This window comes from Cystobacter fuscus, from assembly GCF_044360685.1.
Lineage (GTDB): Bacteria > Myxococcota > Myxococcia > Myxococcales > Myxococcaceae > Cystobacter > Cystobacter fuscus_C.
The window spans coordinates 6,550,322-6,562,393 of sequence record NZ_CP043491.1 but is presented as its reverse complement, the minus strand read 5'-3'; the positions used below and the strand labels follow the sequence as shown (position 1 = coordinate 6,562,393).

Below are 12,072 nucleotides of genomic sequence, written 5' to 3'. Positions count from 1 at the left end.
GAGCGGGCAATGCGCGGCCGTTCCGCTAGTGTGGGCCGCGCATGTTGACCTTCCTTCTGCTCGCCACGCTGGCCCAGGCCCCGGCGCTTCCCGGAAGAGCGCCCCCGGAAGACGCTCCGGACGAGGCATCCCCGGACGAAGCGCCCCCGGCCGTGGTGCCTCCCCTGCCGGTGGCCACGCTGCCCCCGGCCACCCATGAACTCTTCGAGCGCATCAAGCGCCGAGTGGCCCAGGTGCGCATCATCGAGCGGCGCAGCGGCACCAAGTCGTCCATCGGCTCGGCGTTCTTCGTGGACGCCCAGGGCCACGCCGTCACCAACTACCACGTCATCTCCAGCATCGTGCACCAGCCGGAGGACTACACCGTCGAGCTGGTGCGCGAGGGCCAGGACGCACAGGCGGTGCCGGTGCGGGTGGTGGACGTGGACGTGGTGCATGACCTGGCCGTCATCCAGCAGGACGCGCCGGTGAAGGACTGGTTCGAGCTGGCGGCGACGGAGCCGCCCCAGGGCACGCGGCTGTACGCCATGGGCAATCCGCACGACCTGGGCACCACCATCGTCGAGGGTACCTACAACGGCCTGGTGCAGGACGCGCTCTACGACAAGGTGCACTTCAGTGGCGCCATCAACCCGGGCATGAGCGGTGGCCCCACGGTGACGAGCGAGGGCCGGGTGGTGGGGGTCAACGTGGCCACGCTGGGCAACCAGCTCGGCTTCCTGGTGCCGGTGGCGCATGCCCGCGCGCTGTTGGAGCGGGCCCGGGCGCAGCGGGGAGGAGATCCGGCGGCGCTGCTCGCGGTGGTGGGCGCGCAGCTCCTGGACAACCAGCAGCGCATCACCGAGCGCCTGCTGGCCGAGCCCCTGACGTCTCAGGGACTCGGGGACTACCGGGTGCCGGGCCGCTGGCTGCCCTTCCTCAAGTGCTGGGGCGACACGCCGCTCGAGCCGGAGAATCCGTACACCGTCACCCGCTACCAGTGCTCCTCCGAGGAGGACATCTTCCTGAGCGGCGAGCACCGCACGGGGGTGGTGGCCTACGATCATGCCTTCGTGTCGAGCGACGAGCTGGGACCCTTGCGCTTCGCGGCGCTCTACTCGGCCACCTTCGGCGACGACGCGGGGGGCGTGGACGCCACGAAGGCGGACGTGACGAACTTCCGCTGCAAGACGGAGTTCGTGCAGGTGGGCGGCATGGCGGTGCGCGCGGCGCTGTGCCTGCGCGCCTACAAGAAGTTCCCTGGCCTGTACGATCTGTCACTCCGGGCGGCGACGAACAACGCGAGCACCTCGGGGGTGCAGACGAGCCTGGACCTGGCGGGGTTCTCCGCGGACAACGCCCGCGCGCTGGCGCGCCGTTACCTGGAGGCACTCGCGTGGACGAAGTGATCTTCCTGGAGGTGTTGGAGGGGGATGACGTGGTGGCCTCGCGGCACCGGCTGGAGCGCTTTCCGGCGACGGTGGGACGGGGCTACACCAACGACGTCATCCTGGACGATCCGAAGGTGTCGGCCTCGCACCTGCGCATCGAGCGCACGGAGGAGGGGGCGCTGGTGCTGCGGGACATGGGCAGCCACAACGGCACGTTCCGGGTGGCGCCCTGGGCGCGGCTGGCGGAGCTGGTGCTCACGGACGATGCGCGCGTGGCGGTGGGGGACACGATCCTGCGCTTCCGCGGTCGCAACCACGCCGTGGAGGACACGCGCATCTCGGCGGCGCCGGTGGCGCCACACCATCACCTCTTCGAGCGGCCCTTCGCCTTCCCGGCGACGCTGGCGGTGACGGTGGTGGTCGCCCTGCTCGACGAGTATCTGACGAACTTCCAGAAGACGAACTGGGGCGCGCTCGCGCTGGCGGTGGTGCTGCCGGTGTCCGCCGCTTTCGTCTGGTCGGGGCTGTGGTCGTTGGCGAGCAAGGTGACGCGGCGGCACTTCCACTTCGGGGCCCATGGCACCATCGGCAGCCTGGGGCTGCTCGGGGTGATCGCCGTTCCCATGCTGCTGCACCTGGTGGTGTACAGCCTGGCGCTGGGGGCGTGGACGCGGTGGCTGTTCCTGGCGGGCACCCTGGGGTGGGTGGGCTTCGTGCTCTTCCACCACCTGCGCTACGTGACGCGAGCGGAGCCCCGGAAGCTCGGCTTCATGCTCGGGGGCGTGCTCGTGTGCCTCGGGGCGCTGACGCAGGCGGACTCGCTCCTGGACGAGGAGGATTTCTCGTCCTCGCTGCCGGTGGAGCGCACGGTGTTGCCGCCCGCGTTCCGGGTGGTACCCGCCCGGAGCCTGGACTCCTTCTTCGAGGACACGCGCGAGCTGCAGACGGAGGTGGACGAGCTCGCGAAGGAGAAGCCCTGAGCGGTCAGTGGCCGCGCACGGCGTGGGGCTGGTAGGGGGCCTCCAGGGCCTTCACCTCTTCCGGGGACAGCTTCACGTCCACCGAGCGCAGGGCGGCCTCGAGGTGCTCCAGTTTGGTGGCGCCGATGATGGGCGCCGCCACGGCGGGCTTGGACAGGAGCCACGCGAGCGACACCTCGGCGGGGGTGTTGCCGCGGGCCGAGGCCACCTTCTTCACCGCCTCCACGACGTCCCAGTCATGGGGGTTGTCATAGAGCGTGTTCGCGAATGGATCCGAGCCCGCGCGTGTCGTCGTCTGCTTGTCGTCCAGGGACTTGCGCGTGCCGGCGAGCAGGCCGCGCGCGAGCGGGGACCAGGGGATGACGCCGATGCCCTCGGCTTCGCACAGGGGGAGCATCTCGCGCTCCTCCTCGCGGTAGACGAGGTTGTAGTGGTTCTGCATGGACACGAAGCGTGCCCAGCCATGGCGCTCGGAGAGGCTCAGGGCCTGGGCGAACTTCCACGCGGCGGAGGAGCTCGCGCCGATGTAGCGCACCTTGCCCTGACGCACGAGCAGGTCCAACGCCGCGAGCGTCTCCTCGATGGGCGTGTTCGGATCCATGCGGTGGATTTGATAGAGGTCGATCGTCTCCACGCCGAGCCGCTTGAGGCTCGCCTCGCACCCCTGCACCACGTGCTTGCGCGACAGGCCACCCATGTTGGGCTTGTCGCTCATGGGGTTGAAGACCTTGGTGGCGAGGACAATCTCCTCCAGGCGTGCGTACTTGCGCAGGGCGCGGCCGGTGACTTCCTCGCTCATGCCGAGCGAGTACATGTCCGCGGTATCGAAGAAGTTGATGCCGGCCTCCACGGCGCGTTGGAAGAAGGGCTGCGAGGCCTCCTCGTCCAGCACCCACGGGCGCCACTTGGAACTGCCGTAGCTCATGCAGCCCAGGCAGATGCGCGACACCTTCAGACCGGTATGTCCCAGGTTGACGTAGTCCATGGGCGCATTCCTCGTGGAGGCCTCATCGCCGCGCAAGGGCGAAGGGGTAGATTGCGCGATGATGGACGTTGCGGTGGTGCACCGCGAGGTAGGGCTCGTTCCCGATCTGGATGACGCTCTGGGCGGGCGGATCGGCTTGCTGGCCGAACCACGCGTCTGCCTCCGATCGCGTATTGAACGTGGCGACCGCTGGCGGAAGACCCGCTTCCAGCATCTCCTGGAGATGGTAGGCGAGGGCGGGGTGTGGGCCGAGCGAGCGACGATCGGGATCGCGCAGATACACGACCATGTAATACGCATCCGCGATGAGCACATAGGTCAGATGAGGCGGCTTGGGATGCGCATGCAGCCATGCGTCCGCTTCCTCGCGGGTCTTGAAGACGGCGACGACGGGAGGAGGCTCTTGCGCGGAGAGGCTCTTGCGGTAGTCCTCGAAGTCGTAGGAGTGGCCCGTGGATGAAATGAATCGGATGGCGTCGATGGCGACGAGGAGCAACTTCTTTTCTTCCGGTGATGGGTTGTCCTCTCGGAGCCGTCCGAGCAGTCCCTCCACTTCAAGAGAAAGCTCTTCAATCGTCATGGTGCTACCGCCATTGGGGCTTGCGTTGAAACATCCGCGGAGGCCATCAGTGTCGCGGGAATGAGGATGAGGACTCCCGCGCCGGCGGAGGCCACGACAAAGGCCACCCCCGCGATGACGAAAACGCTTCCGACCAGAATGGATTGGTGATGGCGCCTCAACCAATCGGTGGCCGCTTCTCCGGACGAGAACTCCCGCGGTTTGAGATCCTGCAAGTCCATGCAGTCACGATACGGTCGCATGCATCGCTTGTTGCAGTACTCCTCCTTCCCGCCTTTCCCTCGCCCTTGTGTGGTGTGCCCGAATCCGCGGGGAAGAGGGCGGCTCATGCACTCGCGCATGCACTCCAGGAGTTCCGCGTAACAGTCCCGCCCGGAAGCGAGCACGATTCTCGGTGCATCGTTCAATGATGGGTGGACGTCCTCGATGGAGCGCCAGTCATGGTGTACCTGGCCAGGGCGCTCTTCCTTCAAGATGAGCACGAGGCGAGCGAACTGCTCGGTCTTCGCGACCGTCGAGTCATGAGAAGGTATCGCATGCTGGCTGGTGCCGCAGGACATCAGCAGCGCTGCCATCACCACGATCATGTGGCTTCTGAGGTTCATCTCGAGCCTCGTATCCCGGGCCCCGGTACCTGGAAATTCCGAAATCAACACCGCGGGAGTCACCCAACACTTCACTTCTTGGCCAGCGCGTCCACCAGCCCCTGGGCCACCGCCGCCGCGAAGGACTCCAGCGTGCGCTCCTCGCGCCAGCGCGCCTCCTCCTCGAAGTCCCAGGCATGGTGCGTCTCGATGATCACCGAAGGCATGCTCGGCTTGCGCAGCACGAAGATGCGCCGCCCGGGCTCATGCCGACTCACGAAGGTCCCCGGTTGCTCGGGATCCGTGGCGTACAGGCCCACGTAGTCCTCGCCTCCGTAGGGCAGGAAGCCCGCCTCGCCCATGCGCCTCGCCAGCGCCCGGGCCAGCGCCAGCCTCCGTGACACCAGCGGCGTACCACTGTCATCCGCGTAGAGCACGCTGTACCCAGGGGCCGCGTCGTTGCGCGCGCACCAGCGCTCCGGCGCCGCCAGCCATTCGCTCGCCTCGCCCCGCGCGTCCGAGTGCAGGCTCAGGAAGAGCGCCGCCCGCCACTGCTCCGCCTCCTGGAGGCGTTGGGGATAGGCGGGCCGTTGGCCCGGCTCGCGGCGGCTCAGCTTCACCTGGAAGTGGCCCGTCGCCTCCAGCCGCCGCGCCAGCTCCCGCGCCACCCGCAGCGTATAGGTCTCCTCCGCCTCGCAGGTGACGGACGAGTTGCCCTCGTTGCCGGGCGCGCCATGTCCCGCGTCCAGGTAGATGCGCGGGCGCCCGAAGCCCCGGGGGAACTCCACCTTGGCCACCGTGAGCGGCGCGCTCGCCGAGGGCCACGGGGCGGCGGGGGGAATTCCCGGAAGGGCCGGGATGGGGGAGGGCGGAGGGGACTCCGCGCCGTGGGCCGACAGGCTCGTGGCGATCAACAGGAGCCCCAGGAAGGGTTTCAGCATGGCACCTCGGACACTCGGGGGCCCGCGGACGTTCCCCGCAACGACGACGGGCGGGCCCCCGGTGAGGAGAACCCGCCCGTCATCACTTCACCGCCCGGCTCTCAGCCAGGCGCGCCTTCTCAGGCACGCACTTCAGGAGTCGCCTCGGGCTGCGGAGGCAGGCTCTTGTCGGCGCCCTCCTTGAACGGAGACTTCTCCAGGGCCGCCTCGAGCACCTCGTCCATCCGCGTGGCGAAGATGAACTCGATCTCGTTGCGGGCCTGCTCCGGCACGTCCTGCAGATCCTTGCGGCAGCGCTCCGGGAGGATGACGCGCTTGATGCCCGCGCGGTGCGCCGCGAGCACCTTCTCCTTGATGCCGCCCACCGGCAGCACCAGGCCACGCAGCGTGGCCTCGCCCGTCATCGCCGTGTCGCCGCGCACCCGGATGCCCGTGAGCAAGCTGGTGAGCGCGGTGAGGATGGTGACGCCCGCGGAAGGACCATCCTTGGGGATGGAGCCCGCCGGGAAGTGCAGGTGCAGGTCCGTCTTCTCGAGGAAGTTCGGGTTGATGCCGAGCGACTCCGCCTTGCTGCGCAGGTAGCTCAGCGCCGCCGTGGCGCTCTCCTTCATGACGTCGCCGAGCTGGCCGGTGAGCGTCATGCCGCCCTTGCCCGCCATCTTCGTCGCCTCGATGAAGAGCAGATCTCCACCGGCCGCCGTCCAGGCCAGACCCGTGGACACGCCCGGCACCTCGGTGCGCTCGGCCACTTCCGAGTAGAACATCTCTGGCCCCAGGATCTCCTTCACCCGGTTGCCATCCACGTCCTGCTTCTCCGTCTTGCCGCCCGCGACCTCCACGGCCACCGCGCGGCAGATGTCGGCGATGCGGCGCTCGAGGTTACGCACACCGGCCTCACGCGTGTACGCCGTGGTGAGGATCAGCAGCGCCTCGTCGGTGATGGTGATGTGGTCCGGCGTCAGACCGTGCTCCTTGAGCTGCTTGGGCACCAGGTGGATGCGCGCGATGCTCTGCTTCTCCTCGAAGGTGTAGCCCGTCAGCTCGATGATCTCCATACGGTCGCGGAGCGGCCCGGGGATGGGGTCGAGCTGGTTCGCCGTGGCGATGAACATCACCTTGGACAGGTCGAACGCCACGTCCAGGTAGTGGTCGCTGAACGTGCTGTTCTGCTCGGGGTCGAGCACCTCGAGCAGCGCCGCGCTCGGGTCGCCGCGGAAGTCCGCGCCGAGCTTGTCGATTTCGTCCAGCATCATCACCGGGTTCTTCATCCCGGCCTTCTTCATGCTCTGGATGAAGCGGCCCGGCAGCGCGCCGACGTAGGTGCGCCGGTGGCCACGGATCTCCGCCTCGTCACGCACGCCGCCGAGCGACAGGCGCACGAACTTGCGGCCCACCGCCTTGGCGATGCTCTGGCCGAGCGACGTCTTGCCCACGCCCGGGGGACCCACGAGGCACAGGATGGGGCCGCGCATGTCGTTCTTCAGCTTGCGCACGGCCAGGTACTCGAGGATGCGCTTCTTGACCTTCTTGATGCCGAAGTGGTCCTTGTCCAGCGTCTGGCGCGCGTTCTCGATGTCGAGGTTGTCCTCGCTCATCTTCGCCCAGGGCAGGTCCGCGATCCAATCCAGGTAGGTGCGCGCGACGGTGTACTCGCTGGAGGCTGCCGGAATCGTCTTCAGGCGGTTGAGCTCCTTGTTGGCCACCTTCTCCACGTCCGGAGGCAGGCCCGCCTTCTTCAGGCGCTCCTGGAGCTCGTCGAGCTCCTCCTCCTCCTCGCCCATCTCGCCGAGCTCTTCCTTGATCGCCTTGAGCTGCTGGCGCAGGTAGTACTCGCGCTGGGTCTTCGACATCTCGCCCTTCACGGCGGAGTCGATCTTGTTGGAGAGCTTGAGGATCTCGCGCTTGCGGTTGAGCAGCTCGAGCACGAGGTTCATGCGCGCCTTGAGGTCCACCGTCTCGAGGACGGCCTGCTTCTCCTCGATGGGCACGTCCACGTTGGCGGCGATGAGGTCGGCCAGGTGGCCCGGGTGGGTGATGGACTCCACCAGCTCGGTGGCGGCCGCGGGCAGCTCGGGCATCAGCTCGATGACCTCGCGCGCCAGCTTCTTCAGGTTGATGCCGAGCGCCTCGACCTCGACGTTCTCCGAGGCCGTGCGGTCCTCGACGGCATCCACGCGCGCCTTGAGGTAGGGGGCCTCCTGCACCAGGTCCAGCACGCGGAAGCGCGCCAGGCCCTGCACGACGAGCGAGTAGTTGTCCTCGCCCATCTTGAGCAGCTTCACGATGCGGGCGACGGTGCCCATGGTGTAGAGGTCGGACGCGCCGGGATCCTCCTCCTCGGCGCGGCGCTGGGTGACGACGCCGATGACCTGGTCATCGCGAACGGCGTCCTTGATGAGGGCGATCGTCTTCTGACGGCCCACGGCCAGGGGCAGCACGCCCCCGGGGAAGAACACGGAGTTGCGCAGGGGGAGGATGGGGAGGACCTGCGGGATGTCCTCCTTGTTGATCATCCCCGGAGGCGCCATGGCGGCCGGCATGGCCGCGGCGGAGGAGGGGCCCTTCTTCTTTTCGTCGGACATTGTCTTCGCTGCCTCGATGGGCGGCCCGGCCGGATTGTCGTCTCTCCCGGGCTCGTCAAGTGGTTCTAGTGGCGAATTTCTCTTCGGGGGTTGTTCCAACGTAGCAATCAAAACGGACATGGCAAACGCGACCTGTACTTTTCCCCCTCGTCGTCGGCTGCCGGACGGTTACCCGTCCCTCGATTCGAAAGGGGCGATACGGCGTGGCACACGCTACGCTGCGCCGCATTTCCCCTGGAGACTCCATGCGTCATTCCATCCCCCTGAGCGCACTGCTGGCCCTCACCCTGTGGAGCGGGGGCTGCTCCACTCCGGTGGACGAACCCGGCTCCACCCTGCCTGGCACCTGCCAGGCCAACGCCCCCATCCTGTCGGCGCAAAAGACGGATCTGCTCTTCGTCATCGACAACTCCGCCTCGATGGCCGAGGAGCAGGCGGCGATCGCCACCGAGCTGCCCGCCTTCCTGGAAGAGCTGCGGCGGGACAACGGGTTGGAACAGGACTTCCGCGTGGGGGTCATCACCACGTCGGTCTACCTGAACGCGGACATCAATGGCCACGTCCAGTTTTCCCTCTATAACGATCAGGCCGGACGGCTGCAGCCGGTGCCGGATGCGCAGGGCCGGCCCACCGCCGAGCGCTACCTCGAGGGGACGGATCCGGAGCTGCTCGAGAAGTTCCGCCGCCTGGTCAAGCAGGGCACCCAGGGCAGCGGCCAGGAGACGCCCTTCGAGGCCGTCCGCCTGGCGGTCACCCCTCCGCTGTCCACGGCGGTCGTGGGGGCGGGCGGCAACGGGGGCTTCCTGCGTGATGGCGCCCGGCTGGTCGTGGTGGTGGTGTCGGACGAGGAAGATTGCAGCTCCACGCAGCGGCCCGCTCCGGTGGCCCTGACGACGGACACCTCGCGGGACTTGTGCAGCGAGCAGGCTGGCCAGCTCACGCCCGTCCAGGAGTACTACCAGCTCTTCCGGGGGCTGGTGGATGGTACGGGCGCGACGCGCGAGGTCCTGTGGGCGACGATCGGCCCCGTGGGGCTGACGGACAAGCGGGCCGAGCTGGTGACGGACACGACCTCCCAGGGCACCTTCGTGCGCAACGCCGACTGCCCGACCTCCTACGGGCCCGGCTACCGCCAGCGGGAGATGGCGTCCCTGTTCGACTCGGGACTGCGCAACCTGGACTCCGTCTGCCGGGCGAGCTTCCGTGACACGTTGGTCTCCATCGCCTCCGTGGCCCGCACGTCCCAGAGCATCGAGGTGATGAACCTGCCCGATCCCCGGCTCGCCCTGGTGCGCGTGACGCGCGAGGATGGCTCGATCCAGACTTGCAGTGTGGCCGGGGGAGACGTGTCGTATGTGCCGTCCGCGCAAGGCCGCGCCGCGCGCCTGTACTTCCAGTCCTCGTGCCCGCGCCGGCTGACGGATCAGAAGATCGAGGTCAAACTGCTGTGCGCCAACTGAGAGGCGCCCGCTGAAGGCGTCCCCCGCGCACCTCCCGCGAAGAGGAGCCGTGCGTGGGGGTGTGTGATCCCCCCGCGCACCCACTCGATCGTCCGCCCCCAGCGACATTTGCTGGCGCATGTCAGAACGCCCGGCATACTGAACCTTGTTTCAGGTCCAGTGCGGGGCAGGTGACGTGATGAGTGCGACGGCCGGGAATCTGGCGGTGACGGTGGAGGCGTTGAGGGAGCAGATCCGTCGGTTGCAGGCGGCGCCGAGGAAGTACCTCGCGGCGCTGCGCACGGGGGTGGAGCCCTTCGACGCGCTGTTGCCCGGTGGCGGATTGCCGCTGGGGCAGGTGGTGGAGCTGTGGGGCGAGCGGGCCTCGGGGCGCACGAGCCTGGCGCTGCGGGCGGTGGCCTCGGCGCACCGGGAAGGCCGGCTGTGCGCGTACGTGGATGGACCGGGAGAGCTGTATCCGCCCGCGGCGGTGGCGGCGGGGGTGGATCCGTCCCGGCTGCTCATCGTGAGGCCCCGGACGGTGGAGCACCTCGCGTGGTCGGCGGTGCAACTGGTGCGCAGCGGCGCGTTCGCGTGCGTGGTGCTGGATTTGACGCGGGCACCTCCGGGGACGGCGCGAGGCGAGGACGGGGTGCGGCTGTCCCCAGCGGAGGGCAAGCGGCTGATGGACGCGGCGGGACGGGGCGGAAGCCTGCTGTTGCTGCTGACGGCGTCGGAGGCCCCCGCGGACGGGATGTTGCGGCTGCGCACCGAGTCGCGCGGGGACCGGGGCCTGTCGGTGGAGGTGGTGCGCAGCCGGCAGGGCGGGCTGGGCACGAGGACCCTCCTGCCCTGGCGGGCGCTCTATCCGGAGTTGACCGAGGGGGAGGGCCCCTGGGGAGCCCAGCTGCCGCCGACCGAGGCGGTGACGGTGCCGGAGCTGGTGCGCGAGCCGGGCCCCGAGCGCGAGGGGCACCGGGGCATCCTGGGACAACGTCCGGGCCGGGACGTGCCCATGCCGTCGCTGCGGCCGATGCTGGCCGCGGAGCCGGGGCTGCACTGAGTCGAGGGGAGGGAAACGGTCATGCGCCTGGCATATCTGCACTTTCCGCGCTTCGCGGTGCAGCGCAAGGTCATCGAGCTGCCGGAGCTCACGGGCAAGCCCTTCGTGCTGGTGGAAGAGGTCCGGGGCCAGCAGCGGGTGGTGTGCGCGTCCACGAGCGCGCTGAAGGCGGGCGTGCGTCCGGGCACGACGCTCACGGCGTCGACGGCGCTGGAGCCCTCGCTGCGGCACTTCGCGTGGAAGCCCGAGGAGGAGCGGCGGGCGCTGGTGGCGCTGGGCGAGATGTTGATGGGGCTGGCCCCGGGCTTCCAGCTCTCGGCGCCGGATGGGATGTGGCTCGACGCGGGCGCGGCGAACCTGGTGAATGGCGAGGAGGGGCTGTGCGCGAAGGTGCTGGCCCAATGCGCGGAGCTGGGCTGGCGGGGGCGGGTGGTGGTGGCCTCGGAGAAGTTCACCGCGCGGGCCCTCGCCCGGCATGGGGAGAAGCGCTTCGCGGTGGTGCCGGATGGGGAGGAGGCCCGGGCGCTGGCGCCGCTGCCCCTGAGCGCCCTGGAGGGTCCGGAGCAGACGGCGTTCGCGGCGCTTGGGTTGAGCACGCTCGGGGAAGTGGGCGCGCTGCCCGTGGGCGCGGTGACGGCTCGGGGCGGGGCGGCCGGGATGCGGGCGCACGCGCGCTGCCGGGGCGGGGATGAGACGCCGTTCATCCCGGAGGTGCTGGAGGAGGTATTGGAGGAGCGGCTGACGCTGGAGTGGCCCGCCGAGTCCCTGGAGCCCCTGCAGTTCGCCCTCAAGACGGTGTTGGATCGCCTGTGCGGGCGGTTGGGGGGCCGGCGCCGGGCGGCGGTGCGGCTGAGCCTCACGTTGAAGCTGGATCCCTCCGGGCAGGCGGTGGTGCCACTCACCCTGGCGCGGCCCACGGCGCAGTCGAAGATGTTGTTGGATCTGACGCGGCACCGCCTGGGCGACGTGCGGCTGGAGGGCCCCGTGGCGGGGCTGATCCTGCGGGTGGAGGAGGACTGCGAGGACCGGGGCCAGCAGCTGTCGCTCGGGGACGCGCCGGAGGGAGACGCGGCGCTGGAGGTGGTGCTCTCCCGGCTGGCGACGGCCCTGGGCGAGGAGTCGCTCTTCATGGCGGCCCTGGAGGACTCGCACCGTCCCGAGGCGGGGTACTCACCGCGCGCCTTCCGGCCGCCCACGGTGAGCCGGGGCCTGGAGGGGGAGTTGCTCCAGGCGGTGGAGGCTCCGGAGGCCGTGCCGGAGGTGCTGCGCGAGCGGCCCTCGCGGATGCTCAGCAGCCCGACGCCCATCGACGTGGAGATGACGGCCGAGGGGGAGTTGCTGGCGGCGCGGGTGGGCGGGAAGAGGCGCCGGGTGGTGGCGTTGATGGGTCCGGAGCGGCTGAGCGGGGACTGGTGGGACGAGCGCCCGTACAGCCGCGACTACTACCGGGTGCACTTCGAGGGGCTGGGTCAGGCGTGGGTGTTCCGTGATGCGCGTGACAGCCGCTTCTATCTCCAGGGCCTCTTCGATTAGCGCGGCTCCCTGGCC

The 12,072-nt window shown here is 69.2% G+C and carries 10 protein-coding genes; 5 read left to right on the top strand and 5 right to left on the bottom strand.

Annotated features, from left to right (window positions below):
• The first annotated feature begins 41 nt into the window (after positions 1-41).
• On the top strand, positions 42-1,388 hold the full coding sequence (locus F0U63_RS26815; protein WP_395833804.1) for a trypsin-like peptidase domain-containing protein: 1,347 nt from the start codon (positions 42-44) through the stop codon (positions 1,386-1,388).
• Positions 1,376-2,350, top strand: coding sequence for an FHA domain-containing protein (locus tag F0U63_RS26810; protein WP_395833802.1), 975 nt, complete (start codon positions 1,376-1,378; stop codon positions 2,348-2,350). Before F0U63_RS26815 ends, F0U63_RS26810 begins: the two co-directional genes overlap by 13 nt.
• A gap of 4 nt (positions 2,351-2,354) precedes the next feature.
• On the opposite strand, the gene F0U63_RS26805 is transcribed toward F0U63_RS26810, so the two are convergent.
• The 5 genes from F0U63_RS26805 to lon all read right to left on the bottom strand — a co-directional run bounded on the left by F0U63_RS26805 (position 2,355) and on the right by lon (position 8,022).
• Positions 2,355-3,335: an aldo/keto reductase gene (locus tag F0U63_RS26805; RefSeq protein WP_395833801.1), complete on the bottom strand. Its 981-nt coding sequence runs from the start codon at positions 3,333-3,335 to the stop codon at positions 2,355-2,357.
• Positions 3,336-3,357: 22 nt separating this feature from the next.
• A complete protein-coding gene (locus F0U63_RS26800; protein ID WP_395833799.1) occupies positions 3,358-3,915 on the bottom strand; it encodes a head protein in 558 nt (185 codons plus the stop codon).
• Positions 3,912-4,520, bottom strand: a complete 609-nt coding sequence (locus F0U63_RS26795; protein WP_395833797.1) for a hypothetical protein — start codon at positions 4,518-4,520, stop codon at positions 3,912-3,914. The genes F0U63_RS26800 and F0U63_RS26795 overlap by 4 nt, the downstream gene beginning before the upstream one ends.
• 71 nt (positions 4,521-4,591) lie before the next feature.
• On the bottom strand, positions 4,592-5,440 hold the full coding sequence (locus tag F0U63_RS26790) for an N-acetylmuramoyl-L-alanine amidase (protein ID WP_395833795.1): 849 nt from the start codon (positions 5,438-5,440) through the stop codon (positions 4,592-4,594).
• A gap of 119 nt (positions 5,441-5,559) precedes the next feature.
• Positions 5,560-8,022 (bottom strand): endopeptidase La, encoded by a 2,463-nt coding sequence (lon, locus tag F0U63_RS26785; RefSeq protein ID WP_395833793.1) that lies wholly within the window; start codon positions 8,020-8,022, stop codon positions 5,560-5,562.
• 245 nt (positions 8,023-8,267) lie between these two features.
• Here lon and F0U63_RS26780 point away from each other — a divergent pair, with 245 nt between their 5' ends.
• The 3 genes from F0U63_RS26780 to F0U63_RS26770 all read left to right on the top strand — a co-directional run bounded on the left by F0U63_RS26780 (position 8,268) and on the right by F0U63_RS26770 (position 12,057).
• Positions 8,268-9,482, top strand: coding sequence for a vWA domain-containing protein (locus F0U63_RS26780; RefSeq protein ID WP_395833791.1), 1,215 nt, complete (start codon positions 8,268-8,270; stop codon positions 9,480-9,482).
• Between the two features lie 178 nt (positions 9,483-9,660).
• A complete protein-coding gene (locus F0U63_RS26775) occupies positions 9,661-10,524 on the top strand; it encodes an ImuA family protein (RefSeq protein WP_395833789.1) in 864 nt (287 codons plus the stop codon).
• Between the two features lie 21 nt (positions 10,525-10,545).
• Positions 10,546-12,057, top strand: coding sequence for a Y-family DNA polymerase (locus F0U63_RS26770; protein ID WP_395833787.1), 1,512 nt, complete (start codon positions 10,546-10,548; stop codon positions 12,055-12,057).
• The last annotated feature ends 15 nt before the right edge of the window (positions 12,058-12,072 follow it).

Bases quoted from the DNA above. Each gene is read 5' to 3' on its own strand.
- F0U63_RS26780 (WP_395833791.1), top strand. From the start codon at position 8,268: ATGCGTCATTCCATCCCCCTGAGCGCACTGCTGGCCCTCACCCTGTGG.
- F0U63_RS26775 (WP_395833789.1), top strand. From the start codon at position 9,661: ATGAGTGCGACGGCCGGGAATCTGGCGGTGACGGTGGAGGCGTTGAGG.
- F0U63_RS26805 (WP_395833801.1), bottom strand. From the start codon at position 3,335: ATGGACTACGTCAACCTGGGACATACCGGTCTGAAGGTGTCGCGCATC.
- F0U63_RS26815 (WP_395833804.1), top strand. From the start codon at position 42: ATGTTGACCTTCCTTCTGCTCGCCACGCTGGCCCAGGCCCCGGCGCTT.
- lon (WP_395833793.1), bottom strand. From the start codon at position 8,022: ATGTCCGACGAAAAGAAGAAGGGCCCCTCCTCCGCCGCGGCCATGCCG.
- F0U63_RS26790 (WP_395833795.1), bottom strand. From the start codon at position 5,440: ATGCTGAAACCCTTCCTGGGGCTCCTGTTGATCGCCACGAGCCTGTCG.
- F0U63_RS26800 (WP_395833799.1), bottom strand. From the start codon at position 3,915: ATGACGATTGAAGAGCTTTCTCTTGAAGTGGAGGGACTGCTCGGACGG.
- F0U63_RS26795 (WP_395833797.1), bottom strand. From the start codon at position 4,520: ATGAACCTCAGAAGCCACATGATCGTGGTGATGGCAGCGCTGCTGATG.
- F0U63_RS26770 (WP_395833787.1), top strand. From the start codon at position 10,546: ATGCGCCTGGCATATCTGCACTTTCCGCGCTTCGCGGTGCAGCGCAAG.